Here is a 24,263-nt window from a genome sequence, read left to right as displayed (position 1 = left end):
CGATGATCGACGCTTCCTTCTCGTCGCCTCCGCCGCCGGGTCCTCCGCGCCCAGGTGCGGCGGTAGGTGAGGCGGGTCGACAGCGGTGCCACCTCCGCAAGGAACTGCTCGATGCGCTGGACGCGGCGGTCGACCCACGCCCCGGCGACGGCGCCGTCGCCGTCGCCGCCGAGTTCTTCGCCGTCGCCGCCGAGTTCGCCGCCGCCGATGACCACGTGTTCGTGCTGCACCGCGCCTTGGTGCCGAAGGAGACTCGACGACCCCGCCGCGACGCTGTGATCCCGCCGATGGCCGACCTCGTGCCATACGGCGATCATCGGCAGGCTCCGGGCCGACCGGGCCTGCCCCGGAAACCATGACCGTTCCCTCGGCCTTCCAGACCCCCGGAGATCATGTGAATCTGCCCGATCTGCTGCCGCCCGCCTGGCGTGCGGAGCTGACGCCGTTCCTCGACCCCGCCGCCACGGAGGCGCTGGGCAGCTTCGTGGCCGAGCAGTATGCCCAGCACACCGTCTACCCGCCGGTGGAGGATCTTTTCGCGGCGTACCGGCTCTGCCCGCCCGAGCGGACCCGGGTGTTGCTTCTCGGGCAGGACCCGTACCACGGGCCGGGGCAGGCGCACGGCCTGAGCTTCAGCGTCCGTGAGGGAGTGCGGGTGCCTCCGTCGCTGCGCAACGTCTACAAGGAGCTTGCCGCCGACGTCGGGGTGCCGCCCGCGACCAGCGGAGATCTCACCGGGTGGGCGCGGCAGGGCGTGCTGCTGCTCAATGCGGTGCTCACCGTGCGCGCGGGAGCCGCGGCGTCACACAAGAACAGGGGTTGGGAGGTGTTCACGGACGCCACGATCCGTGCCCTGAACGCTCGGCGGGAGCGGGTGGTGTTCCTGCTCTGGGGGTCGTATGCGCGGAAGAAGGCCGCCCTGGTGACCAATCCGGCGCACACGGTGATCGAATCCGGTCATCCGAGTCCTCTCAACGGCGGCAAGGACTTCCTCGGCGCCCGCATGTTCAGCGCCGCCAACAAGGCGCTCGCCGACGCCGGGCGCCCGCCGATCGACTGGGACCCCCGAGCCGCCGCCGAAGCCGGCGCCTGAGCCGGGAGCCGGGCCAGGCGGCCGGTGAGGGAATGATCGCTCGCCGCCCCCGCTGCCGGGACGCAGCGGAGCAGGGAAGGCGTCAGCCCGGATGTGACCAGGCATCGTCGCGCGGTGAAGCGCCTCAGGGGCAGCCTCGCGGCCGCCCCGGCAACCCGCTGCCGCTACTGTTTCCTGGTGCTCGTACTCGCTCTGGACACCTCCACGCCCGCGGTCACCGCCGCCCTCGCGGAGGTCACCGATGCCGGCCTGACCGGCCTCGGTGAGCGGCGGGTGGTCGACCCGCGGGCGCACGGTGAGTTGCTGGCACCGCAGATCCGCGCCGTCCTCGCCGACGCCGGCGCCCGCCCGGCCCAGCTCGGTGCGATCGTCGCCGGGCTCGGCCCCGGCCCGTTCACCGGCCTGCGCGTGGGTCTCGCCACCGCCGCGAGCATGGGGCAGGCGCTGGGCGTTCCCACGTACGGGATCTGCTCGCTCGATGCTCTCGGCCGTGCGGCCGGGCCGGGCCGGGTTCTGGTCGCGACCGACGCGCGGCGGCGGGAGGTCTATTTCGCCACCTATGTCGACGGCAAGCGGGTGACCGAGCCCGACGTCGCGAAGCCCGCCGAGGTGCCCGTCGATGCCGATCGCGCCGTCGGCGAGGGCGCGCTGAAGTACAGCGACGTCTTCGGGGTGCCGATCGAGGGCCGGCTTCTGCATCCGCCGGGCGAGGCACTGATCGCCCTGGCGCTCGACAAGATCCGGGCCGGGGCGGCGGGTGAACCGCTCACCCCGCTCTATCTGCGCCGGCCGGATGCGGTCGAGCCCTCCGCCCGCAAGCATGTGCTGCCCTGATGGCGATCGAGCGGTTCCGGTGGTGGCACATCGCCGATGTGCTGCCGATGGAGGAGGATCTCTTCGGGCCGGTGAAGTGGTCAGCGGCCATGTTCTGGAATGAGCTGGCCCAGCGTCACTTCTACGTCGTGGCCCGGGAGGACGACGAACTTCTCGGCTATGCCGGGCTGGCGGTCGTCGACGAGCAGGAGAGCTGGGTACAGACCATCGGCGTCAAGCGCGAGGCCCAGCAGCGGGGTCTGGGCCGGGCATTGCTCGAGGCACTCCTCGAGCGGGCCGGGAAGCGCAAGGTGCTGCTCGAGGTGGCCGTGGACAACCGGCCCGCGCAACAGCTCTACGCCGCGTACGACTTCGAGCCAGTCGGGATCCGGCGCGGCTACTACCAACCGACCAACACGGACGCCCTGGTGATGATGCGCGATGCCTGACGAGCCTCTGGTCCTCGGAATCGAGACCTCCTGCGACGAGACCGGCGTCGGCATCGTCCGTGGGCACACCCTGCTCGCCGACGCGCTGGCCTCCAGTGTGGATCAACATGCGCGGTTCGGCGGGGTGGTGCCCGAGGTCGCCAGCCGGGCGCATCTGGAGGCCATCGTGCCGACCATGCGCCGGGCGTTGGACGACGCCGGTGTCACGCTCGCCGACATCGATGCGATCGCCGTGACGGCCGGGCCCGGCCTGGCGGGTGCGCTGCTCGTCGGGGTCGCCGCCGCCAAGGGGTACGCCCTCGCCGCGGAGAAGCCGATCTACGGCGTCAACCATCTCGCCGCTCACGTCGCCGTGGACACCCTCGAGCACGGGCCGCTGCCGGAGCCCGCGGTGGCGATGCTCGTCTCGGGCGGGCACTCGTCGCTGCTGCTCGTCGACGATCTGACCGCGGGGGTGACGCCGCTCGGCGCCACCATCGACGACGCCGCGGGGGAGGCGTTCGACAAGGTCGCGCGGTTGCTGGGGATGGGCTTTCCGGGCGGGCCGGTGATCGACCGTACGGCCCGTGACGGCGATCCGCGGGCGATCGCGTTCCCGCGCGGCCTGACCGCGCCGAAAGATCAGGCCGAGCACCGGTTCGACTTCTCGTTCTCGGGCCTGAAGACGGCGGTGGCGCGCTGGGTGGAGGCGCGGGAGCGCAGCGGCGAGCCGGTGCCGGTCGCCGACGTGGCCGCGAGCTTCCAGGATGCGGTCTGCGACGTGCTCACCGCGAAGGCCCTGGACGCGTGCCGGGAGCACGGCGTCGAGACGCTGATCATCGGCGGCGGGGTCGCGGCGAACTCGCGGCTGCGGCTGCTGGCCGAGGAGCGCGCGGCGAAGCTGGGCGTACGGGTACGCGTACCCCGTCCGCAGTTGTGCACGGACAACGGTGCGATGGTCGCCGCCCTCGGGTCGCATCTCGTCGCGGCCGGCGTGGCTCCCAGTCGGCTCGATCTGCCGGCCGATTCGGCGATGTCATTGACCTCGATCGCTGTGGCGGGGTAGGAAGCGAGCATGATCGCGCGAATGTGGGAGGTGCGCGCCTCGCGCGGCGGCTTCGACGAGCTGCTGAGCTGGGTGTGCGACGTGGCGCTGCCGAAGCTGGAGGTGCTGCCCTCGCACGTGTCGAGCGAGGTCTTCTCCTCCACGGATCTACGCATTGTGGTCATCTCGAAGTGGCGGAACAATCCCGCTGCCCTTCCGGCGCCTCCGGCAAACCTCGTGGCGCGCTCTCCGCACGTGTGGGATTTCTCGCCGGTCGACAGATAACGCGCTGGATCGTGACGGCGGGGTTACGTAACGTCGAAGGGCGATGCGAGATCTGCCCCCCGCCGATCCCGGCTCTCCTGACCACCGGTCCGCCACCCGCTATCTGGGGTGGCTCGCCCGGCGCACATGGGTATCCGTCAGCGCCGCGATCCTCTTCGCGGTGGTCTGGATGGTCTGCCAGGCCTTCGTGCCCGCCGTCATCGGCCGGGCCATCGACGCCGGGCTGACCGAGCGCGACGGCCGCGAGCTGCTGATCTGGAGCATGGTCCTGCTGACCGTGGGCCTCGTGCAGGCCGGCGCCGGCCTGCTGCGCCACCGCCGGGCCGTCTTCAACTGGCTCTCGGCCGCCTACCGTACGGTGCAGGTCGCGGTCCGGCAGGCCGGCCGGCTCGGCGTCGCGTTGCCGCGGCGGCTCGACGCGGGCGAGGTCGTGGCCATCGGTACGGCGGACATCACCCACATCGGCAACGCCATCGACATCACCGCCCGGGGTGTCGGCTCGGTCGTCGCCGTCCTCACCGTCACCACGATCCTGCTGCTCACCTCGGTCCCGTTGGGCCTCGTGGTGGTGCTCGGCATCCCCGTGCTGATGGCCGTCGTCAGCCTGCTGATCCGGCCCCTGCACCGGCGCCAGCAGGCGTACCGGGAGCAGCAGGGCCGGCTCACCGCCCACGCCACCGACCTGGTCGGCGGCCTGCGGGTGCTGCGCGGCGTCGGCGGCGAGCCGGTGATGTCGGGGCGCTACCGCGCCGAGTCGCAGCGGCTGCGGGCGGCCGGGGTGCGCGTGGCCTGGGTGGAGTGCCTGCTCGACGCGGCGCAGGTGCTCCTGCCCGGCATCTTCCTGGTGCTGGTCACCTGGCTGGGTGCACGCTTCGCGATCTCCGGGCGGATCACCGTGGGCCAGCTCGTCTCCTTCTACGGGTACGCGGCCTTCCTGGTCTCCCCGCTGCGCCAGCTCACCGAGACGATCGACAAGCTGACCCGCGGCCACGTGTCGGGGCGCCGCGTCGTGTCGATGCTGCGGGTCCGCTCGGACCTGCGCGGGCCGTCCCTGCCGAGGCCCGCCCCGGAGCGGGGTGAGCTGGTCGATCCGGTGTCCGGTGTGGTCGTCCGGCCGGGGATGGTCACCGCGATCGCGGCCGCGGTGCCGGCCGACGCGGTCACCATCGCGGATCGGCTCGGCCACTACACCGCGGCCGGCGCGGGGACGACGCTTGCCGGCGTACCGTTGAAGGATCTTGATCTGGCGAGCGTGCGCGAGCGGATCGTGGTGGCCGACAACGACGCCCGGCTGTTCTCCGGGCCGTTGCGCGAGGATCTTGATCCGGAGGGCACCGGGCGCGCCCTGGCCGCCCTGGCCGAGGCGTCCGCCGCCGACGTCGTGGAGGCGCTGCCCGACGGCCTGGACAGCGAGGTCGCGGAGCGGGGCCGCAGCTTCTCCGGAGGACAGCAGCAGCGGTTGCGGCTCGCCCGCGCCCTCGTCGCCGACCCGGAGATCCTCGTGCTGGTCGAACCGACCAGCGCCGTGGACGCGCATACCGAGGCGCGTATCGCGGCCCGGCTCGGGGCCGCCCGCCACGGCCGCACGACGGTCGTCTGCTCGACCAGCCCGCTGGTGCTGGACCGCGCCGATCACGTCCTCTACGTCGAGGACGGGGTGGTGATCGCCGAGGGAACCCATCGCGAACTGCTGGACGGCAGCTTCGCTTACGCGAGGACGGTGCTGCGCGAGTGAGCAACGCGCTCCCGGTGGCGGACTCCCGCCAGGTGCGCCGGTACGCCCGCGAGCTGTTCCGCCGGCATCCGCGCGCGCTCACCACGACGGTGGTCCTGCACGCGCTGGCCGCCATGACCGGCCTGGTCGGCCCGCGGCTGCTCGGCGAGCTGGTCGAGTCGATCCAGCACCACGCCGGCGTGCGGACGGTGGACCGGATCGCCGCCGTCATCGCGGTCTTCGTGGTGTTGCAGGCCGTGCTGGTGCGGTTCGCGTACCTTGCCTCGGCAAGACTCGGCGAGCAGATCCTCGCCGAGCTGAGGGAGGACTTCGTCGACCGGGTCCTCCGGATTCCGCTGTCCACTGTGGAGCGGGCAGGCACGGGGGATCTGCTCACCCGAACCTCGCGCGACGTCGACGCGCTCTCCCGTTGCCTGCGCTTCGCGGTGCCGGAGACGCTGATCGCCATGATCACCGCGTCGCTGGCCGTCGGCGCGCTGATCCTGGTGAGCCCCCTGCTCGCGCTGCCGCTGCTGATCGCCGTGCCGATCCTGACCTGGTCCACCCGCTGGTACCTGCGCCGGGCAGCGTTCGGCTATCTGCGGCAGAACGCCGCGTACTCGCAGGTCACGGACGGTCTCGCGGAGACCGTCGAGGGAGCCCGGACGGTCGACGCGCTGCGGCGCCAGCGGCAGCGCATCCGCCGTACGGACGGCGACCTGCGCCGCTCGTGGCGGACCGAGCGGTACACGTTGTTCCTGCGCACGGTGTGGATGCCGTCCATCGAGATCGGCTACGTGCTACCGGTGGTCGGCACGCTGCTGCTCGGCGGCTGGTTCTACCTGCGGGGCTGGGTCAGCCTCGGCCAGGTCACCGCCGCGGTGCTCTACGCCCAGATGCTGGTCGACCCGGTCGACCGTTTCCTCGGCTGGCTGGACGAGCTGCAGGTCGGCGCGGCGTCGCTGGCCCGGCTGCTCGGCGTCTCGTTCCGCACCCCGGCGTCGACCTCGCTGACCCCGCGCGGTGCCGAGATCGTCGCCGAGGATGTGCGCTTCTCCTATGTCGAGGGCCGGGAGGTCCTGCACGGCATCTCGCTCACGATCGCGCCGGGGGAGCGGCTGGCGATCGTCGGGCCGTCCGGGGCGGGCAAGTCCACCCTGGGCCGGCTGCTCGCCGGAGTGCACACGCCCGGCGGTGGCTCGCTCACCGTCGGTGGGGTCGCGCTGGCCGGTCTGCCCCTGGACCGGTTGCGTACGGAGGTCGCCCTCGTCAGCCAGGAACACCACGTCTTCATGGGTACGCTGCGCGACAACATCGCGATGGTCCGGCCCGGTTCGTCGACCGCCGACGTCCGGCAGGCGCTGGCCGCCGTACACGCCCTGGCCTGGGCGGACGAGCTGCCCGACGGTCTGGACACGGCGGTCGGCGCGGGCGGGGTGAGCCTTTCGGCCGCGAGAGCGCAGCAGGTCGCGCTGGCGCGGCTGGTGCTCGCGGATCCGCACACGCTCGTGCTCGACGAGGCCACCGCGCTGCTGGACCCGCGGGCTGCCCGGGATCTGGAGCGGTCACTGGCGGCGGTGCTGAAGGGGCGTACGGTCGTCGCGATCGCGCACCGGCTCTTCTCGGCCCACGACGCGGACCGCGTGGCCGTGGTGGAGGACGGGCGGATCACCGAGCTGGGCTCGCACGACGAGCTGGTCGCCGCCGGTGGTTCCTACGCGGCGCTGTGGGACTCGTGGCACGGCACGCCGCCGGTCGGGTCTAGCGCAGGCCCAGGAACGCACCCAGCAGAACAAGGGTGACGACCGCGATCGCCAGCAGCAGCAGGAACTCGCGCCGCTGCCGCTCCTCGGCCTCCTCGGCGGGCAGGTCGCTCACCACGGCGGCGAGCTCGTCGAGCGTGCGGGCGTCGGCGGCCACGCCCACGCGCTGGGTGAACTCGTCCAGGGTCAGCCGGCCGGCGCCGGTGTGCCGCTCCAGGGCGGCCATGATCCGCTGCCGGTCCTCGTCGGAGGCGCGCATGCTCACGGCCGCACTCTAGCCGGTCGCGCCCAGCAGCGGATCCTCCAGAAGCTTCTCGAAGGCCAGCTCGGCGGCGCCGATGAGGGCCGCGTCGGCGCCGAGTTCCGGCGTCCGCAGCCGGATGTGTTCGCGGCAGGCAGGCAGGGCGACCTCGTTGAGCCTAGACCGGATCTGGGCAGCCGCCACCAGGTACACGTCGCGCAGCGTGCCGCCGAAGATCACCGCCTCCGGGTTGAAGATGTTGACCAGGTTGCCGACACCGAGGCCGATCCACTCGCCCACGTGCCGGACCGCCTGTTGGGCCGCCCAGTCGCCGCGCATCGCCGCCTCGACCACGCCGAGCACCGCCTCCCGGCCGCTGCGGTCCTCCCGGCCGGCCAGCCTGAGCAGCGGATACTCGCCGATCTCCGTCTCCCAGCAGCCTCGCGAGCCGCAGCTGCAGGGGTTGCCTCCGGGGTTGATCACCATGTGGCCGACCTCGCCGCCGTACCCGCCGTGCCCGGTGATGCGCCGGCCGCCGGCGATGATGCCCGCGCAGACGCCGACGTCGCCGTACAGGTAGATGACGTTCTCGCGGCCGGCGGCCGCGCCGCGGCTGTGCTCGACCAGCGCCGCCACGTCGGCGATGTTGCCGACGACCATCGGGCCGACGTCGCCGCCGATCTCCTCGACCAGCGCGTCGCCGACGGGCTGGTCGACCCAGCCGATCGGGGGCGCGAGCCGCACCATGCCGTCCGCGCGGCGCACCATGCCCGCGACCGCCAGTCCGGCGCCGACGTAGCGGGCGCCGTCCGGCACGTCCTTGCGCATCTCGTGGATGAAGCCCGCGAGCGGCCGCACCGCGTCGACGACCTGCATCTCCCGGGGGCGTGGGGCCTCGCGCCGGTCCAGGATCACCCCGCCGAGGCCGACCCGGGCGGCGCGCAGCCGGTCCACCTCGATGTTGAGGGCGTACGCGTACACCATCGCCGACTCGGGCCGCACGAGCAGCGACGGGCGCCCGGCCCGGCCGGTCTCGCGCTGACCCTTCTCGGTGACCAGGCCGACGGCGGTCAGGTCCGCGGTCAGGGCGCCGATGGTGCTGCGGTTGAGGCCCAGCTTGGTGGTCAGCTCGGCACGGGACGTAGCACCATGAATGTGAACATAACGCAGCAACGTACCCAGGTTGTGCCGGCGTACCTCCTCCTGGCTGGGCGCGGCCTTCATCGGTTACCGGTGGCGGCCGCTCTGCGGCGGGACAGCGCGTCGACGCTCGCCGCGAGCAAAAGGATGAGTCCGGTGAAGATGAACTTCTGACCGGCGCTGAAGCCCATCAGGCCCATGCCGTTGTCGATGACCGCGATCACCGCGCCGCCGATCACCGCGTCCAGCACCCGGCCCTTGCCGCCGAAGAGGCTGGTGCCGCCGATGACGGCCGCGCCGACCGCGTACAGCAGCACGTTGCTGCCGCCGGAGTTCGGGTCGACGGAGTTGGCCCGGCTGGCCGCGATGATGCCGCCGATCGCCGCCATGAACGAACCGATCACGAAGACCGAGATGCGGATCCGGTCGACCGCGATGCCGGCGCGGCGGGCGGCCTCCTTGTTGCCGCCGACGGCGTAGACGTGCCGACCGAATGTGGTGCGCCCCAGCACGAACGTCCACACGATCAGCGCCACCGCGATGAGCGGGGCGACGATCGGCACACCCTTCACCGAGATGATCAACGGGTTGATGCTGCGCTCCTGGGTCAGTACGGCGACCGCGGCGACCAGCAGCGCGGCCAGCCCGGCGATGCGTGCCAGCACGATACCCATCGGCTCGGTGACCAGCCCGCGCACGGCCCTGCCCCGGAACCGCACGAGCTGCACCGCCGCGTACCCGATGATCGCGACGGCGGTGAGCGTCCAGCTCAGGCCGGCCGGCATGTTGTTGTTGGCCAGCGACAGCACGAACGGGTCGCGGACCGAGATGTTCTTGCCGCCGCTGAGCAGCACCAGCAGGATGCCCTGGAAGGCCAGGAAGCCCGCCAGGGTGACGATGAACGACGGGATGCCCAGCTTCGACACCAGGAAGCCGAGGGTGAAGCCGATGGCCAGGCCCGTCGCCAGGGCGACCGGGATGGCCGAGTACCAGTGCCAGCCCTGGTCGGTGAGCAGGATGGCCATGACCGCGCCGCAGACGCCGCTCGCGAAACCGGCGGACAGGTCGATCTCGCCCAGCAGCAGGACGAACACCAGACCCATGGCGATGAAGATGACGGCCGCGCCCTGCGAGAAGAGATTCGCGAAGTTGACGGCGCTGAAGAACGTCGGCCGGGCGATCCCGAAGATCAGGCAGAGCACGATGAGCCCCAGGATCGCGGGGAGACTGCCGATGTCCCCGCCGCGGACGCGCCCCCAGTAGTCGTGCAGGTGGCCGGCGACCGTGGGCTCGGCCACCCGCATCGGGGATGAGTACGCGGTCGTCATGCGTGGGCTCCCGGAGGGGTGATGTCGATGAAGCCCGCGGCGGCCGGCCTCTCGGGGGGCAGGCCGAGGTTTCCGCTGCGGCCCGAGGTGATCAACTCGACGATCTGGGAGTGGGTGACGTCCGTGGTCTTCACCTGGGCGGCGGTCCGGCCGAGGTAGAGCGCGACGATGCGGTCCGAGACGGCGAACACGTCGTTCATGTTGTGCGAGATGAGCACCACGCCGAGCCCGTTGTCGGCCATGCGACGGACGAGCTCGAGCACCTGGGCGGTCTGTGCCACGCCGAGCGCCGCGGTCGGCTCGTCCAGGATGACGATCCGGCTGTTCCACAGCACGGCCTTGGCGATCGCCACGGTCTGCCGCTGGCCGCCGGAGAGGCTGGCGACGAGCTGGCGCAGGGATTTGACCGTACGCACGGAGAGGCTGGCGAGCGTGTCGCTGGCCATCTGTTCCATGGTGGGTTCGTCGAGCACGATGCCGCGTACCCGCTCGCGGCCGAGGAACATGTTCTGGACGATGTCCAGATTGTCGCAGAGCGCGAGGTCCTGGTAGACGACCTCGATGCCCAGCGCCGCGGCGTCGCGGGGACTGTGGATGGCCACCTGTTCGCCGTCGAAGGTCACCGTGCCCGCGTCCATGGTGTAGATGCCGCTGACGCACTTGACCAGGGTCGACTTGCCGGCGCCGTTGTCGCCGACGAGCGCGGTGACCTCGCCGGGATAGACGTTCATTCCGACGTCGTGGAGCACCTGCACGGGACCGAAGCTCTTGTCGATCCCGCGCACCTCCAGCAGGGGTGTCGCGGCCACGGATGGTTCTCCTTCTTCGGTGCGGCGCCGCCCACGCCCCGGCCGGGCGTGGGCGGTGGCGTGCTGCGGCGTCGTCCCGGGGTCAGCTCACACGCCGTTCTCGGTGCACAGTTTCGCGAAGTCGCCGGTGCAGAGCTGAGCCTTGGTCACGAAGCCGTCGGCGACGACGTCCTTGACGTTCTCCTTGAAGATCGCCTTCGGACTGATCAGAACGGCCGGGACGTCCTTGCCGGACTCCGGGTCCTTGATGCTCTGGGAGACCGTCTTCTTCTCGCCCTTGGCGAGCGAGATGGCGAGGTCGGCGGCGGCGTCGGCCACCTGCTTGATCGCCTTGTAGACGGTCATGCACTGGTCGCCGGCGAGGATGTTCTGCAGCCCCTGCACGGTGGCGTCCTGCCCGGTCACCGGCACCTTGCCGTTCAGCTTGTTCTTCTTCAGTACGGAGATGACGGCGTTGCCCAGGCCGTCGTTGGCCGCGAGGACCCCCTTGATGTCCCTACTCTGCGTCAGCATCTGCTCGAACATCGTGCCGGCCTGCGCATTGTCCCAATCCGGCACCGACTGGTCCGGACCCTTCACGTACTCACCCGAGTCGAACTTCGGCTGCAACACCGAGTCGTACCCCTGCTTGAACAGCGTGGAATTGTTGTCGGTCGGCGCACCGTTGAGCTCGGCCACCACCGGCTTGGCGTACCGCATGTCGGTCAGGCACTTCACCAGACCCTCGCCCTGCAACTTGCCGACCGCCACATTGTCGAAACTGACGTAGTAGTCGGCGCCGCCACTGAGCGTGAGCCGGTCGTAGTCGATCGTGGCGATCCCGGCCTTCTTCGCCTTGTCCAGGACCGCCTTGCCGGTGCCGGAGTCCAGGTTCACGATCATCAGCACCCGGACCCCGCTGGAGATCATGCCGTCCGCGATCGTCTGGAACGAGCTCTTGTCACCCTGCGCGTTCTGGATGTCGGCCGGCACGCCGGCCGCGTCGAAGGCCGCCTTCAGGAACTTCGGGTCGTCCGAACCCCAGCGCTGGGAGCTCGCGGTGTCGGGCAGAATGATGCCGACCTTGCCCACGGATCCGTCGCCCGTGGTGCCGGATCCGCCGTCGTCGCCGCATGCGGCCACCCCGCCGGCCAGCAGGCCCGTCACGGCAAGGGCGAAGATTCCCCTACGCATTCCTCGTGTCCTCTCCTCGTCAGGCGCGCAGTCGGGATCGCCGCTCCAAGAAAAATGTTTGTTGTGTCGGGCAACGTATTCCCGTGACTCGGTGCGGCACAACCGGTCAGCCTCCGGTACTCCGCAAAGTGACGCTAGGTCACGTTGCGCTCCGAATCTGGTACTTTTCCGGTTTCGCCCGCCCTCAGCCCCGGATGCGGGCGGTGTGGGCGCCGGTCAGCCGGACCAGGTCTTCCGGCGCCAGCGACACCTGCAGACCGCGGCGGCCGGCCGAGACGTACATCCGCGGCAACTCCAGCGCCGAGTCGTCGATCACCGTGGGTAGACGTCTGCGCTGTCCCAGCGGGCTGATGCCGCCGCGCACATAGCCGCTGCTGCGCTCCGCGGCCGCCCGGTCGGCGAGCGTCGCCCGCTTCCCGCCGGCCGCACCGGCCAGGGCCTTGAGATCCACCTCGCCGGCCACCGGCACGACGGCCACCGTCAGCGCGCCGTCGACCTCGGCGATCAGCGTCTTGAACAGCGACTCCGGCGGCACCCCCAGCGCCTCGGCGACCAGCGCGCCGTAGTTCGGCGCCTCCGGCGAGACGTCGTACGGGTGCAGCTCGTGCGGCACCTTCTCCGCGGACAGCAGTACGGTCGCCGGCGTCCCGGCCGCCTTCTTGGCCATGACCAGCGAGGCTATCGGCAGAGCACCACGGTCGGTGCACCCGCCACCCGGGTCAGCACCACCGACGCCGATGCGTCGCCGCGCAGCCGCAGGTCGCGGCGCAACTGCTCGGGCTCCAGCGCGGAACCCCGCTTGCGGATCTCGACCCGGCCCACGCCGCGCTCCCGCAGCAGCGCGCGCAGCCGCTTGAGCGAGAACGGCAGCACGTCGGTGACCTCCAGCCGGCGGGCGAACGCGGTGTCGACGCTTTCGTCGGTGTAGACGTACGCGATCTGCGGGTCGGCCAGCCGCCCCCCGATCCCGGCCGCGAACTCGGCGACCAGATGCGAGCGGACCACGGCCGGGTCCGGGTCGTACAGGAATCGCCCGACCGTGCCGACCGGCGCGGCCTGCTCGCCGGAGCCGTGCAGCGTGCCTCCCCCTGGCAGGAGCACCGCCCGCCGCGGGAACTCCGCGAGCGGCCCGCACCAGAACGCCGCCTCCACCAGATCGCCGTCGACGCTGACCCACTCGCCCTCGGCCCCCGCGGGCAGCAGGGCGTGGTCGATGCCGGGCGCCAGCTTCAGCACCGTCCGCGGCACGCGGCCGGGCAGCGCGGCGACGAAGTCCCACGGGGGCGACCACGCCCGGGGATCCATGACCCGGCCGCGTCCGGCCCGCCGGCGGGCCGGGTCGGCGAAGACCGCGTCGAACCTCTCCACCTCGACGGAGGTCGCATCGGCGCACTCCACGGTCACCATTTCGGCGAGGCCGGCGGCGGCCGCGTTCGCCTCGGCGAGGGCGGCGGTCAGCGGGTCGGCGTCGACCGCGTACACCCGGATGCCCTGGCGGGCCGCCGCCAGCGCGTCGGAGCCCAGCCCGCAGCCCAGGTCGGCGAGGGTGGCGACGCCCGCCGCGCGCAGCCGCGCGGCGCGGCGCTCCGCCACCACGGCCCGGGTCGCCTGCTCGAAGCCGGCCCGGGTGAAGAACATCGCGGCCGCGTCCGCGCCGAACTTGCCCTCGGCGCGTCGTCGCAGGTCGGCCTGGGTGAGCGCGGCGGCGGCGAGCGGCGCCGCGATGCCACGGGCGCGCAGGGCCGAGGCCGCGGCGAGCGGGTCGGTGCCGGTCACCCCGGCCGCGGCCGCGAGCGCCGCGGACCCTTCCGGGGTACGCAGGGAGGCGAGCAGTTCCAAGTCCACGCGGAGTCATTCTGCCGTGTTGGCACTCTCCTTGACGGAGTGCTAGTTCCGGCATAATCTCCGATTAGCACTCTCAACCTGAGGGTGCCAGCGCGCGCCCCGACCGGGGGAGTGCGCTTGCGCCAGGCGGACCGGCACCCGCGACGACGGCCCCGCCCGGTGGCATGAGGCATGAGATCGGCCGACGCTGGCCGGCGAAACCTGTACCCAGGAGGGTATGCCCGTGACTACCGCGACCAAGGTTGCGATCAAGCCGCTCGAGGACCGCATCGTGGTCCAGGCGAACGAGGCCGAGACCACGACGGCTTCCGGCCTCGTGATCCCCGACACCGCCAAGGAGAAGCCGCAGGAGGGCACCGTCCTCGCCGTCGGCCCCGGCCGGATCGACGACAAGGGTAACCGCGTCCCGATCGACGTGAAGGTCGGCGAGACCGTCCTCTACTCGAAGTACGGCGGCACCGAGGTCAAGTACGCCGGCGAGGAGTACCTGGTGCTCTCCGCCCGTGACGTCCTCGCGGTCATCGAGAAGTGACCTACTGACAGTGCTTCCCGCCCTGGCCCGCGTCTCGGGTCAGGGCGGTGGTGCGTGAAGGGACCATTACATGGCGAAGATCCTCAGCTTCTCTGACGACGCCCGGCACCTGCTGGAGCACGGCGTCAACACGCTCGCCGACACGGTCAAGGTCACCCTCGGCCCGCGCGGCCGCAACGTCGTCCTCGACAAGAAGTTCGGCGCGCCGACGATCACCAACGACGGCGTCACCATCGCCAAGGAGATCGAGCTCACCGACCCGTACGAGAACCTCGGTGCCCAGCTCGTCAAGGAGGTGGCGACCAAGACCAACGACGTCGCCGGCGACGGCACCACCACGGCCACCGTGCTCGCCCAGGCGCTGGTCCGCGAGGGCCTGCGCAACGTGACGGCCGGTGCCAACCCCATCGCCCTCAAGCGCGGCATGGACCAGGCGGCCGAGGCCGTCTCCAAGGCGCTGCTGGCCAAGGCTGTCGAGGTCGCCGACCACAAGTCGGTCGCCAACGTCGCCACCATCTCGGCCCAGGACGCCACCATCGGCGAGCTGATCGCCGAGGCCATGGACCGGGTCGGCCGCGACGGTGTCATCACCGTCGAGGAGGGCTCCGCGCTCAGCACCGAGCTCGTCGTCACCGAGGGCCTGCAGTTCGACAAGGGCTTCATCTCGCCGAACTTCGTGACCGACGCCGAGGCGCAGGAGGCCGTGCTCGAGGACGCGTACATCCTCATCACGACCCAGAAGATCTCCAGCGTCGAGGAGCTGCTGCCGCTGCTGGAGAAGGTCCTCCAGGCCGGCAAGCCGCTGCTCATCATCGCCGAGGACGTCGACGGCCAGGCGCTGTCCACCCTCGTGGTCAACGCGCTGCGCAAGACCTTCAAGGTCGCCGCCGTGAAGGCGCCCGGCTTCGGGGACCGCCGCAAGGCGATGCTGCAGGACATGGCGATCGCGACCGGCGGCGAGCTCATCGCCCCCGAGCTCGGCTACAAGCTCGACCAGGTCACCATCGACATGCTGGGCACCGCCCGGCGCGTCGTGGTCGACAAGGAGAACACCACCATCGTCGACGGCGGTGGCAAGAAGTCCGAGATCGAGGACCGCGTCGCGCAGATCCGCAAGGAGATCGAGGCGTCGGACTCGGACTGGGACCGCGAGAAGCTCTCCGAGCGGCTGGCCAAGCTCTCCGGCGGCATCGCCGTGATCCAGGCCGGCGCGGCGACCGAGGTCGAGATGAAGGAGCGCAAGCACCGCATCGAGGACGCCATCGCGGCGACCAAGGCCGCGGTCGAGGAGGGCACCGTGCCCGGCGGCGGCGCCGCCCTGGCGCACGTCGTCTCCGCGCTCGACGGCGACCTCGGCCTCACCGGCGAGGAGGCGATCGGCGTGTCGATCGTCCGCAAGGCGCTGGTCGAGCCGCTGCGCTGGATCGCGCAGAACGCCGGCCACGACGGCTACGTCGTGGTGGGCAAGGTCGCCGACCTGAAGTGGGGTCACGGCCTCAACGCGGCCACCGACGAGTACGTCGACCTGGCCGCCTCCGGCATCATCGACCCGGTCAAGGTGACCCGCAACGCGGTCTCCAACGCCGTGTCGATCGCCGGCCTGCTGCTCACCACGGAGAGCCTCGTGGTGGAGAAGCCGGCCGCGCCGGAGGCCGCCGCCGGCGGCGGCCACGGGCACAGCCACGGTGGCCACGGCCACCAGCACGGCCCGGGCTTCTGACCGGACGGGCTTTGCCCGACAACGGGTGAAGGGCGCGTCGCTTCCGCGGCGCGCCCTTTCTCGTGTGTGATGCAAGCTTCACCGGGGGAAGGGTGCGTAGATGATCGTCGTCGTGGAGGGCCCCACGGCGGCCGGGAAAACCTCCTGGTGCCGCCGGTACGTGGGTAGATCCGTCGCCGAGCACAGGATGACCGGCCGCGAACCGACGGACGCGGTGGCGCTGGCCCGGCACTGGGTGCGCGCGGGCGTGCAGCGCTGGTCCGCGGCGCTCGACCTGGAGCGCGAGGACGGTATCGCGTTCTGCGACACCGACCCGGTGAAGCTGCACTACGCCTGGGGGATGGCGGCGCTCGGTCTCGCGCCCCGGGCCCAGTTCGACCGGGAACTGGCGGTGACCCGCGAGGCGTTCCGCAGCGGCCGGCTCGGCTTCGCCGACGCGGTCCTCGTGAGCCTGCCCGACACGGCGACGCTGCAACGGCGCCGCGATGAGGATCAGACCCGGCGGCGGCGCAATTTCGCGGCGCACGTCCAGCTCAGAGAGCCGCTGCAGCATTGGTACGCGGCACTGGAGAGTCTGTCGCCGGGGCGGGTGGTGTGGGAGCTGCCGGTCGCGGGCATGCCGGCGCTGCCGGAACCCCGCGCCGACCGGTGCGCGGTGGAGGTCCTCGACGCACTGGTCGCCGCGTTGCCACCGCTGCGCCTGCCCGTCACGATCTCGTAGCCAGATTCCGTCATAACTTCGTCAGGAGCGATCGAGCCTGGGCGGGGCAGGATGGGTCGCGTGAAGCCCTCGCCAACTCCGGCGATGCCTCCGCGAGCGGCCGTTCTCCGGGCGGCTCTCGCCGGCATCGCGGCCGCAGGGGCGGCGCTCGGCGCCGCCGAGCTCGTCGCCGTGTGGACCGGCCCGATGTCGTCCCCGCTCCTCGCGGTCGGCGCGCTGGTGGTCGACACCGTCCCCGGCCCGGTCAAGGACTTCGGCATCGCGGTCTTCGGCACCCACGACAAGACCGCCCTCATCACGGGCACGCTCTTGCTTCTCGCCACCTATGCGGCTCCCGTCGGCATAGCCGCCCTCCGCTCCTGGCGCCTGGCCCTCGCCGGCATAACCCTCTTCACCGCAATCGGCCTCGTGGCCGCCCTGACCCGGCACGCCGCCGATCTCACCGCCGGCATCCCCTCGATCGTCGCCGGAGTGGTCGCCGCCATCACCCTTCGCCTTCTCACCACCCTCGCCGCCTCTACCGCGGCATCCCCGGTCGCGCTGGGGTCATCGCACGCGGCCGAGACCCCGATGTCAGCCCCGGATCTGCCATCGGCGGCGCGCGGCCGTCGGCGCTTCCTCATCGGCGTCGGAGCGGCCGCCGCGGCCGGCATCGTCACCGGCGTCGGCGGCCGGCTCCTGGGTGGGCGGCGCGCGGTCACCGCGGCCCGCGCCGCCGTCGTCCTGCCGCCACCGGTCCAGCCGGCGCCGACGATCCCGCCCGGCGTCCAGGCCGAGGGCGCGACGGCGTGGGTCACCTCGAATGCCGAGTTCTACCGCATCGACACCGCGCTGTACCCACCTCAGATCGACCCGTCGACGTGGCAACTGCGCATCCACGGCATGGTCCGTAACCCCCTGACCCTCACCTGGGAGCAACTGCTGCGCCGGCCCATGATCGCGCGCTACGTCACCCTCGCCTGCGTCTCCAACGAGGTGGGCGGCAACCTCGTCGGTAACGCGCTCTGGCTCGGCGTGCCCGTCAGAGAGTTGCTCGACGAGGTCCAGCCCCTGCCCGAGGCCGACCAGCTCGTGTCCCGCTCGGCCGACGGCTGGACCTGCGGCAGCCCCACCGCGGTCCTGCGGGACGGCCGCGACGCCCTGCTCGCCATCGGCATGAACGGCCGCCCGCTCCCGGTCGGCCACGGCTTCCCGGCCCGCATGGTCGTCCCCGGCCTGTACGGCTACGTCTCCGCGTGCAAGTGGATCACCGAGATCGAGCTGACCCGCTTCACGGATTTCGACGCCTACTGGGTGCCGAGGGGCTGGTCGGCCCAGGGCCCGATCAAGACCCAGTCCCGCATCGACACCCCCCGCGACGGCACCACCCGCAAGGCAGGTGCGGGGACGGTGGCGGGTGTGGCCTGGGCCCAGCACCGCGGCGTCACGAGGGTGGAGATCCAGGTGGACGCCGGCCCCTGGACCGAGGCGAGCCTCGCCCCGACGGTCTCGGCCGACACCTGGGTGCAATGGTCCTACCGCTGGGAGGCCACCCGCGGCAGCCACACGATCCGGGTGCGAGCCACCGACGCGGACGGAGAAATGCAGACAAGCCAGCAAACCCCGGTCGCCCCGAACGGCGCCACCGGCTGGCACTCCGTGCGGGTCACCGTCGAATAGCCGATGGCGGCAGCGCTCCGGCCCGGCGGTGCGGTTCCCGGGCCCGGTGGTGCGGTTCTCGGCCTGGTGGTGCGGTTCCCGGCCCGGCGGTGTGGTTCCCGGTCCGGTGATGCTGTTCCCGGCACTGCCGCGCTGAAGGTTCGGCGGGTGGGCGACCTCTCGTGTTGAACGCCGACTCCTACCGGCTGCGTCATGCCGTGGAGTGCGGCAGCACCCTGCTGAGACAGCATCGCGCCGTGGCTACGCGGTTCGACGAACTCGCGGTCCGCTACACCGCCACGGTGACCGTCGTCGCGATCAGTATCTGGCTATAAGCCGTCCAGGGATCGCCCTTGCCGCGTTGTGGCAGCCTCGCCTACACCTGCAGCGATCATGACGACACTTACTACGAACGGAGCACCGTGGCCAACCGGCTGCTGTACCTGGCCCGACACGGCGAAGCCATCGACGACGGCGACCTCAGCACCCGCGGCCGGCAGCAAGCCGACCTACTCGGCCAGCGCCTGGCCACCGTGCCCCTGACGGCCGTCCACCACGGCCCGCTCCCACGGGCCACGCAGACCGCCGACGTGATCAGTCGGCATCTTCCCGATGTCCCGATGCACTGTTCGCAGGTCGTCGGTGACTACGTCCCGCCCGTGCCGGACCTCCGAGCCCTGCCCGAGGTCTACGCCCGGTTCCTCGACGGCGTCAACGCCGACGAGTACGCCGCCGGAGCCACCCTGGCCGCCGCCGCCCTCGCACAACACGCGGCGCCCACCACCACGGACACCCACGAGCTGATCATCACGCACAGTTTCCTGATCGCCTGGTTCGTGCGCCATGCCCTCGACGCCCCCGACGCACGCTGGCTCGGCCTCAACGCCGCCAACTGCGCCCTGACCGTCATCCTCTACCGCCCGCACCGTCCGCCGACGCTGATCAGCTTCAACGACACCAGCCACCTACCACCAGACCTGCGCTGGACGGGCTTCCCGCCCGAACTGCACGTCTGAAGCACGGTCTGGTGCTGTGTACCGGTGGCCTCGGTCACGGGAGGCGGCGTCATACACCCGGCGCATGCCCGGCCTGCAGCACACCGCCACCATCGCGGCCCCGCCCGAGCGGGTCTGGGCGGTGGTCGTCGACGTCGAGCGCTGGCCCGCGCGGATCCCGACGGTCGACGCCGTGGAGCGTCTCGACGCCGGACCACTTGCCGTCGGCTCCCGAACCCGGTTGCAGCAGCCCGGGCTGCCCACAGCGGTGTGGACGGTCACCGAGCTGGCCGACGGGTCGTCGTACACCTGGACGTCGAGCTCGCCCGGCGTCACCGTCACCGCCGCACACGTCGTCGAGCCGCACCCCGACGGAAGCCGGCTCACCCTCGCCCTGACCGTGTCCGGTCCGCTGTCCGGGATCGGCTGGCTGATGACGCGGTCGCTGACCGAGAAGTACGTCGAGACGGAGGCCGCCTCGATCAAGAGGGCCGCCGAGACCTCGACCACGTAGAGAACCAGGCAACGTCTCGGTCACGACCGCGTGATGGACCAGCGTCTCGGGTCGTCCCGGACGCGCGGCACCCGGCGAGCCCGGCCGATCCCGGTCCCGATAGCGGTTGCGCCACAGCAGCGCCGTGGTCACTGTCGTGCCGACGGCCGCGTGCACTGTTGGTCACCGTCGTGCCGACGGCCGCGTGCACTGTTGGTCACCGTCGTGCCGACGGCCGCGTGCACCGTTGGTCACCGTCGCGCCGACGGCCGCGCACCGTTGGTCACCGTCGTGCCGACGGCGGCGGTGGCCGTCCGCGGTTCCGTGGGAAATGTAGACCGGTGGTGCGGGGCGTGGTGGATGAGGCGTGTGAGTGAAACGGGTGTCACGCGAAAGCCGCACTTTTCGTCCGACGTCAAGGGCAAGTTCGCTCATACGGTGGCTTGCATGTTCACCGATGCGGCTGACATGCCGTTACAGACGCCGACGCGGCTCCCCGGGGGGAACCGTGTCGTCAGGTGTGTGGTCGTGCCGCGTGTCGGGCGGCGTCACGCCGCCGGCGCCTGCCGTTGTGCCGGCACCGTGGACTTGTGGGGTCGGCCGAGGCGTGCCTCGAGCCGGACGAGGTCGACCCGTCCGTGATGCCGATCGGCAAGGTCCTCCCAGCCGACCGCGAGCAGCCGCAGCCGCTCCGCTTCGCTGAAACCTCCCCAGACGCCGTACGGCTCACGGACAGCCAGCGCGTGCGCGGCGCATTCCGCCCGGACCGGGCACGCGCCACACATCGCCTTGGCCTTCGCCTCGCGGCGGTTGCGGGAAGACCCGCGTTCGCCGTCGGGGTGGAAGAACTGAGCGCTGTCGCGCCCCCTGCACAGGCCGAGTCGCTGCCAGTCCCACAGGTCGGCGATGGGCCCGGGCAGTCTGCGAACGTTCGACATCAACACCCTCCTCCCGCGCGGCACCGCGGAGTGTTGTCATGAGGGGCCTGGCTCAGGCCTGCCGCCCGTGTACCCCGGCACACGCCGGATCACACACGACTCGTCGATGTCTTCGCCGGTCGTATCTCACCGGTGCCGAAAATCGTGCCGATCTTTCCCATTTTTTCCATCTAAAGCGCGTAATGCTGCGGCCCTCGCGTGATCTCCTCTGAGAGAGAAGGAGGATCACTGTGCGTACCGTCCTCGTGTGCGTCCGTACCCCACTGGCGGCCCAGACCGTCGCGTCCACCGCGGCCCGGCTCGGCATGACCGGGGTGGTGCGGACAGCGGTGAGCGAGACCGAAGCCATGATCCGTCTGGCTGAAAGGCCGGCCGAGGTCGTTCTGGCCGACACCGCCGTGACTCGTCCCGACAGCGTCGGCTTCACCCGGCGCGTCCTCGCCCGCGCCCCGCAGGCGCAGGTGGTCCTCTTCGGCGCGGAAGACCCCCGGGTCGCCGCCGCCACGGTCGCCGCCGGCGCCCGCGGCGTCATCCGTGGTGTCGAGCACGACCTGGTCAGCGTCGTCGCCAAGGCCCTTCTGCTCCTGCTGCTGCCGGCCCGCCCCCAGGGGCTGCCGATCAACGGCGCGAACGCCCAGCCGGCGGCGGTCGGCGGAGCGGGGCGCAACAACAACTCGGCCACGGCCCGTGGCCTGCATCGGGACGGCATGGCCATGGCCGGCACCCCGAACTCGGCGGGCATCCCGGCGATGCTGCCGAACTCCCCGATGGTTCCGTCGCAGCGTGGGGACGGCTCGGAGATCGACCCGGCGACCGGGCGCCCGTTCGTCTGGCCCGGCAACGAGTCCCGGGCCGGCGAGGCGGCACCGGCCGGACGCCGGCTGACCCTCACCGAGCGGGAGCTCCAGGTCCTGCGCGGGATGGCCGACGGCAAGAGCAACGCGGAGATCGGCCGGGAGCTGTTCGTCTCCGAGGACACCGTCAAGACCCACGCCCGGCGGCTCTTCCGCAAGCTTGGCGCCCGCGACCGGGCCCACGCCGTCGCCGCGGGCTTCCGTGCGGGTCTCGTAGCCTGACCGACGGCCGGAGGGATCCGGGCACGGCAGAGTGCCCGGATCCACCGTGCCCGACAGAGATCGCCGCCCGCGGCACACGCCACGCGCCGTCAAGAAGCTACGGGCCCCAGAAGGTCACGCGCCTCCAAGAGTCACAGGCCTTGAGAAGTCACACGCCTCAAAGGGTCACGCGTTCCCAAGGTCACGCGGCTCCACGGGCATGCCGAGGAAAAGGCCCCGCGCGGTAAGAGAAACATGCGGCAAGCGGCCCGTCAGCGGATCTGGACAGTCAGCAGAACACGGCCGGAAGGCGGTAGATGGCCGGCAGGCGGTACATGGCCGCGAGGCGGCATCAGGTCGAAGGCCGTGAAGCGGCGGGGTGGAGCTGTGAGCGGATCAAGGCCGTAGAGACGAAGCAACGAGCCGCAAAACAGGCGGCCCGTCGGGTGACACTGCGCTCGGCTCAGGACTGCTCGTCATCCGAGCCGTCCGTCAATGTGTCGTGTACGCCATCTGCGTAACCTCGGGCGTACTCCCATGTCACGTAGTGATCCGGATCCGGATCGTAGGCGGGCTCGTGCACTCGCGGCCGTCCGCTCGACAGCAGATGGCGCAGATTCCCCCGGAGCAGATCCCAGTCGAAGTAGTGCGGCTCGTGGCAGTCCTCACACTCGATCACCAGCCCACGGATCCCCGTCGGACTCAGCAGCGCCTGGTAGATCTCCAGGTCAGACAGGTCTTCGAGCACGTCCTGCCGCTCCGCCTCGGTCAGCGGGTCCTGCTCGGCGTCCTCGGTGAGGTCGTCGAGTCCCGCGGCCGGATCGGCGGGGTCGCCGTTGAACGGGTCGATCGGCTCTTCTTGCACGGTGTATACCGTACCCATGAAGAGGCACTGTGTGCTGGCCCGCACCTGCTGTCCGCCCCGTCAGGGGCGCCCCGCTCGATGAGTACGATGTAACACTCCGCCTCTTCGCTAGGGATGATCTGTGGAAACTGACTCCGCGCGCACGGTTCCTCTCGGTCTGACGTTCGACGACGTGTTGCTCCAGCCCGGCGAATCGGACGTGGTGCCCAGCCGGGTCAACACGATCACGCGGCTGACCCGCAACGTCGAGCTCTCCATTCCGCTGCTGTCCGCCGCCATGGACACGGTCACCGAGGCGCGGATGGCGATCGCGATGGCCCGTGAGGGCGGCATCGGCGTGCTGCACCGCAATCTCTCCGCCGAGGATCAGGCCGCTCAGGTCGACCTCGTGAAGCGGTCGGAGTCCGGGATGATCACCCACCCCGTGACCTGTAGTCCCCACGACACCTTGCGCGAGGTCGACGCCCTGTGCGGCAAGTACCGCATCTCCGGGGTGCCGGTGGTCGATGCGGACGGCACGCTGGTCGGCATCGTCACCAACCGCGACATGCGCTTCGTCACCGACGACGACGCCAAGGTGCGCGACGTCATGACGAAGACTCCGTTGGTCACCGCGCCGGTCGGCGTGACGAAGGACGACGCGCTGGCGCTGCTTCAGCGGCACAAGATCGAGAAGCTGCCGCTCGTCGACGACAACGGGCGGCTCTGCGGCCTCATCACGGTCAAGGACTTCACGAAGAGCGAGCAGTTCCCGAACGCGACGAAGGACCCGCAGGGCAGGCTGCGCGTCGCTGCCGCGGTCGGCGTGGGAGACGATTCCTACAAGCGGGCCCGCGGTCTCATCGACGCCGGCGTGGACGTGATCATCGTCGATACCTCGCACGGTCATCAGCGGCAGGTGCTCGACATGATCACCCGCCTGAAGAAGGACACCCCCACCGAGATCGTGGGCGGCAACGTCGCCACGTACGCGGGCGCCAAGGCGATGGTCGAGGCCGGCGCCGACGCGGTGAAGGTGGGCGTCGGACCGGGCGCGATCTGCACCACCCGGATCGTGGCCGGGGTCGGCGTCCCGCAGATCACCGCGGTGATGGAGGCGGCCCGGGCCTGCAGGCCGGCCGGTGTGCCGGTGATCGCCGACGGCGGCATCCAATATTCCGGCGACATCGCCAAGGCGATCGTGGCGGGTGCCGAGACCGTGATGCTCGGCGGCTTGCTCGCGGGCTCCGAGGAGAGCCCCGGTGACCTCGTCTTCGTCAACGGCAAGCAGTTCAAGTCGTACCGGGGGATGGGTTCGCTCGGCGCGATGCAGTCGCGCGGGCAGGCGAAGTCGTACTCGAAGGACCGCTATTTCCAGCACGACGTGCCGGAGGAGAAGCTCGTTCCCGAGGGCGTCGAGGGGCAGGTGCCCTACCGCGGGCCGCTGTCGCGGGTGATGGCGCAGCTCGTCGGTGGACTGCGTCTCTCCATGGGCTACGCCGGTGCGGAGACCATCGCGGACTTGCAGCAGCGCGGTCAGCTCATCAGGATTACCGCGGCGGGTCTCAAGGAGAGCCACCCGCACGACATCCAGATGACTGTCGAGGCCCCCAACTACCACTCCCGTTAAGCCGTCCTACCACCCACCCG

The 24,263-nt window shown here is 71.1% G+C and carries 26 protein-coding genes; 17 read left to right on the top strand and 9 right to left on the bottom strand.

The genetic code is table 11. The annotated features are described in order from the left end of the window. Positions 1–2 precede the first annotated feature (2 nt). The 8 genes from EDD30_RS14845 to EDD30_RS14810 all read left to right on the top strand — a co-directional run bounded on the left by EDD30_RS14845 (position 3) and on the right by EDD30_RS14810 (position 7,180). The gene (locus EDD30_RS14845) at positions 3–359 is read left to right on the top strand and encodes a hypothetical protein (protein ID WP_071805137.1); all 357 of its coding nucleotides are present in this window, start codon (positions 3–5) and stop codon (positions 357–359) included. A 35-nt stretch (positions 360–394) separates the two neighbouring features. Further along, positions 395–1,093 carry a uracil-DNA glycosylase gene (gene ung / locus EDD30_RS14840; RefSeq protein ID WP_244945247.1) on the top strand — a complete coding sequence of 233 codons (699 nt, stop codon included), beginning with the start codon at positions 395–397 and terminating at the stop codon, positions 1,091–1,093. Between the two features lie 177 nt (positions 1,094–1,270). Continuing rightward, positions 1,271–1,927 (top strand): tRNA (adenosine(37)-N6)-threonylcarbamoyltransferase complex dimerization subunit type 1 TsaB, encoded by a 657-nt coding sequence (gene tsaB, locus EDD30_RS14835; RefSeq protein WP_071805152.1) that lies wholly within the window; start codon positions 1,271–1,273, stop codon positions 1,925–1,927. Beyond that, positions 1,927–2,355, top strand: coding sequence for a ribosomal protein S18-alanine N-acetyltransferase (gene rimI / locus EDD30_RS14830; RefSeq protein ID WP_071805139.1), 429 nt, complete (start codon positions 1,927–1,929; stop codon positions 2,353–2,355). The genes tsaB and rimI overlap by 1 nt, the downstream gene beginning before the upstream one ends. Further along, on the top strand, positions 2,348–3,400 hold the full coding sequence (gene tsaD, locus EDD30_RS14825) for a tRNA (adenosine(37)-N6)-threonylcarbamoyltransferase complex transferase subunit TsaD (protein WP_071805140.1): 1,053 nt from the start codon (positions 2,348–2,350) through the stop codon (positions 3,398–3,400). The genes rimI and tsaD overlap by 8 nt, the downstream gene beginning before the upstream one ends. A gap of 9 nt (positions 3,401–3,409) precedes the next feature. After that, positions 3,410–3,664 carry a hypothetical protein gene (locus EDD30_RS14820; RefSeq protein WP_071805141.1) on the top strand — a complete coding sequence of 85 codons (255 nt, stop codon included), beginning with the start codon at positions 3,410–3,412 and terminating at the stop codon, positions 3,662–3,664. Between the two features lie 43 nt (positions 3,665–3,707). After that, positions 3,708–5,399, top strand: coding sequence for an ABC transporter ATP-binding protein (locus tag EDD30_RS14815; RefSeq protein ID WP_071805142.1), 1,692 nt, complete (start codon positions 3,708–3,710; stop codon positions 5,397–5,399). Continuing rightward, entirely contained in the window at positions 5,396–7,180 is a 1,785-nt protein-coding gene (locus EDD30_RS14810; protein WP_071805143.1) for an ABC transporter ATP-binding protein, read from the top strand. The genes EDD30_RS14815 and EDD30_RS14810 overlap by 4 nt, the downstream gene beginning before the upstream one ends. Here the strand turns inward: EDD30_RS14810 and EDD30_RS14805 are convergent. From EDD30_RS14805 to EDD30_RS14775, 7 genes are all read right to left on the bottom strand, one after another. Further along, complete coding sequence (locus EDD30_RS14805) at positions 7,140–7,400, bottom strand: DUF1707 SHOCT-like domain-containing protein (protein ID WP_071805153.1); 261 nt, start codon at positions 7,398–7,400, stop codon at positions 7,140–7,142. The two genes, EDD30_RS14810 and EDD30_RS14805, sit on opposite strands and share 41 nt — an antisense overlap. Before the next feature lie 15 nt (positions 7,401–7,415). Next, a complete protein-coding gene (locus EDD30_RS14800; protein ID WP_071805144.1) occupies positions 7,416–8,606 on the bottom strand; it encodes an ROK family transcriptional regulator in 1,191 nt (396 codons plus the stop codon). Continuing rightward, a complete protein-coding gene (locus tag EDD30_RS14795; RefSeq protein ID WP_071805145.1) occupies positions 8,603–9,850 on the bottom strand; it encodes a sugar ABC transporter permease in 1,248 nt (415 codons plus the stop codon). Before EDD30_RS14795 ends, EDD30_RS14800 begins: the two co-directional genes overlap by 4 nt. Then, a complete protein-coding gene (locus EDD30_RS14790; RefSeq protein WP_071805146.1) occupies positions 9,847–10,659 on the bottom strand; it encodes an ATP-binding cassette domain-containing protein in 813 nt (270 codons plus the stop codon). The genes EDD30_RS14795 and EDD30_RS14790 overlap by 4 nt, the downstream gene beginning before the upstream one ends. A gap of 87 nt (positions 10,660–10,746) precedes the next feature. Beyond that, positions 10,747–11,832 carry a sugar ABC transporter substrate-binding protein gene (locus EDD30_RS14785; protein ID WP_071805147.1) on the bottom strand — a complete coding sequence of 362 codons (1,086 nt, stop codon included), beginning with the start codon at positions 11,830–11,832 and terminating at the stop codon, positions 10,747–10,749. Positions 11,833–12,016: 184 nt separating this feature from the next. Continuing rightward, a complete protein-coding gene (gene ybaK, locus EDD30_RS14780) occupies positions 12,017–12,499 on the bottom strand; it encodes a Cys-tRNA(Pro) deacylase (protein WP_071805148.1) in 483 nt (160 codons plus the stop codon). Between the two features lie 11 nt (positions 12,500–12,510). Next, the gene (locus tag EDD30_RS14775) at positions 12,511–13,677 is read right to left on the bottom strand and encodes a class I SAM-dependent methyltransferase (protein ID WP_123678292.1); all 1,167 of its coding nucleotides are present in this window, start codon (positions 13,675–13,677) and stop codon (positions 12,511–12,513) included. Between the two features lie 217 nt (positions 13,678–13,894). Between EDD30_RS14775 and groES the strand changes: the two genes are divergently transcribed. From groES to EDD30_RS14740, 7 genes are all read left to right on the top strand, one after another. Beyond that, a complete protein-coding gene (gene groES / locus EDD30_RS14770) occupies positions 13,895–14,209 on the top strand; it encodes a co-chaperone GroES (protein WP_084558066.1) in 315 nt (104 codons plus the stop codon). Between the two features lie 70 nt (positions 14,210–14,279). Beyond that, positions 14,280–15,929: a chaperonin GroEL gene (gene groL, locus EDD30_RS14765; protein ID WP_071810308.1), complete on the top strand. Its 1,650-nt coding sequence runs from the start codon at positions 14,280–14,282 to the stop codon at positions 15,927–15,929. Between the two features lie 100 nt (positions 15,930–16,029). Then, entirely contained in the window at positions 16,030–16,650 is a 621-nt protein-coding gene (locus EDD30_RS14760) for a hypothetical protein (RefSeq protein ID WP_071810309.1), read from the top strand. A gap of 84 nt (positions 16,651–16,734) precedes the next feature. Continuing rightward, the gene (locus EDD30_RS14755; protein ID WP_123678291.1) at positions 16,735–18,309 is read left to right on the top strand and encodes a molybdopterin-dependent oxidoreductase; all 1,575 of its coding nucleotides are present in this window, start codon (positions 16,735–16,737) and stop codon (positions 18,307–18,309) included. A 161-nt stretch (positions 18,310–18,470) separates the two neighbouring features. Beyond that, positions 18,471–18,623 carry an IS5/IS1182 family transposase gene (locus tag EDD30_RS14750; RefSeq protein WP_071806570.1) on the top strand — a complete coding sequence of 51 codons (153 nt, stop codon included), beginning with the start codon at positions 18,471–18,473 and terminating at the stop codon, positions 18,621–18,623. 18 nt (positions 18,624–18,641) lie between these two features. Then, positions 18,642–19,304: a histidine phosphatase family protein gene (locus tag EDD30_RS14745; RefSeq protein ID WP_342353732.1), complete on the top strand. Its 663-nt coding sequence runs from the start codon at positions 18,642–18,644 to the stop codon at positions 19,302–19,304. Positions 19,305–19,368: 64 nt separating this feature from the next. After that, a complete protein-coding gene (locus tag EDD30_RS14740) occupies positions 19,369–19,797 on the top strand; it encodes an SRPBCC family protein (protein WP_071806572.1) in 429 nt (142 codons plus the stop codon). A gap of 527 nt (positions 19,798–20,324) precedes the next feature. Here EDD30_RS14740 and EDD30_RS14735 read toward each other — a convergent pair. Then, on the bottom strand, positions 20,325–20,714 hold the full coding sequence (locus EDD30_RS14735; RefSeq protein WP_071806573.1) for a WhiB family transcriptional regulator: 390 nt from the start codon (positions 20,712–20,714) through the stop codon (positions 20,325–20,327). A gap of 230 nt (positions 20,715–20,944) precedes the next feature. On the opposite strand from EDD30_RS14735, the gene EDD30_RS14730 reads away from it, so the two are divergent. Further along, entirely contained in the window at positions 20,945–21,790 is an 846-nt protein-coding gene (locus EDD30_RS14730) for a response regulator transcription factor (RefSeq protein WP_071806574.1), read from the top strand. Between the two features lie 442 nt (positions 21,791–22,232). Here the strand turns inward: EDD30_RS14730 and EDD30_RS14725 are convergent, their stop codons facing one another. Then, positions 22,233–22,634 (bottom strand): DUF5319 domain-containing protein, encoded by a 402-nt coding sequence (locus EDD30_RS14725; protein WP_071806587.1) that lies wholly within the window; start codon positions 22,632–22,634, stop codon positions 22,233–22,235. Positions 22,635–22,755: 121 nt separating this feature from the next. Here EDD30_RS14725 and guaB point away from each other — a divergent pair, with 121 nt between their 5' ends. After that, positions 22,756–24,243, top strand: a complete 1,488-nt coding sequence (gene guaB / locus EDD30_RS14720) for an IMP dehydrogenase (RefSeq protein ID WP_071806575.1) — start codon at positions 22,756–22,758, stop codon at positions 24,241–24,243. The last annotated feature ends 20 nt before the right edge of the window (positions 24,244–24,263 follow it).

It is taken from the genome of Couchioplanes caeruleus, assembly GCF_003751945.1.
Taxonomy (GTDB): Bacteria; Actinomycetota; Actinomycetes; order Mycobacteriales; family Micromonosporaceae; genus Actinoplanes; species Actinoplanes caeruleus.
Note: the sequence above shows the minus strand (reverse complement) of the source record. Positions and strands in the feature narration are given on the sequence as shown.

What these genes read in the sequence shown, in the direction of transcription:
- EDD30_RS14755 (WP_123678291.1), top strand. Translation starts at nt 16,735, where the DNA reads ATGCCTCCGCGAGCGGCCGTTCTCCGGGCGGCTCTCGCCGGCATCGCG.
- groES (WP_084558066.1), top strand. Translation starts at nt 13,895, where the DNA reads ATGCCCGTGACTACCGCGACCAAGGTTGCGATCAAGCCGCTCGAGGAC.
- EDD30_RS14735 (WP_071806573.1), bottom strand. Translation starts at nt 20,714, where the DNA reads ATGTCGAACGTTCGCAGACTGCCCGGGCCCATCGCCGACCTGTGGGAC.
- tsaD (WP_071805140.1), top strand. Translation starts at nt 2,348, where the DNA reads ATGCCTGACGAGCCTCTGGTCCTCGGAATCGAGACCTCCTGCGACGAG.
- EDD30_RS14785 (WP_071805147.1), bottom strand. Translation starts at nt 11,832, where the DNA reads ATGCGTAGGGGAATCTTCGCCCTTGCCGTGACGGGCCTGCTGGCCGGC.
- EDD30_RS14800 (WP_071805144.1), bottom strand. Translation starts at nt 8,606, where the DNA reads ATGAAGGCCGCGCCCAGCCAGGAGGAGGTACGCCGGCACAACCTGGGT.
- EDD30_RS14845 (WP_071805137.1), top strand. Translation starts at nt 3, where the DNA reads ATGATCGACGCTTCCTTCTCGTCGCCTCCGCCGCCGGGTCCTCCGCGC.
- EDD30_RS14740 (WP_071806572.1), top strand. Translation starts at nt 19,369, where the DNA reads ATGCCCGGCCTGCAGCACACCGCCACCATCGCGGCCCCGCCCGAGCGG.
- groL (WP_071810308.1), top strand. Translation starts at nt 14,280, where the DNA reads ATGGCGAAGATCCTCAGCTTCTCTGACGACGCCCGGCACCTGCTGGAG.
- rimI (WP_071805139.1), top strand. Translation starts at nt 1,927, where the DNA reads ATGGCGATCGAGCGGTTCCGGTGGTGGCACATCGCCGATGTGCTGCCG.
- EDD30_RS14805 (WP_071805153.1), bottom strand. Translation starts at nt 7,400, where the DNA reads ATGCGCGCCTCCGACGAGGACCGGCAGCGGATCATGGCCGCCCTGGAG.
- ybaK (WP_071805148.1), bottom strand. Translation starts at nt 12,499, where the DNA reads ATGGCCAAGAAGGCGGCCGGGACGCCGGCGACCGTACTGCTGTCCGCG.
- EDD30_RS14795 (WP_071805145.1), bottom strand. Translation starts at nt 9,850, where the DNA reads ATGACGACCGCGTACTCATCCCCGATGCGGGTGGCCGAGCCCACGGTC.
- EDD30_RS14820 (WP_071805141.1), top strand. Translation starts at nt 3,410, where the DNA reads ATGATCGCGCGAATGTGGGAGGTGCGCGCCTCGCGCGGCGGCTTCGAC.
- EDD30_RS14760 (WP_071810309.1), top strand. Translation starts at nt 16,030, where the DNA reads ATGATCGTCGTCGTGGAGGGCCCCACGGCGGCCGGGAAAACCTCCTGG.
- EDD30_RS14815 (WP_071805142.1), top strand. Translation starts at nt 3,708, where the DNA reads ATGCGAGATCTGCCCCCCGCCGATCCCGGCTCTCCTGACCACCGGTCC.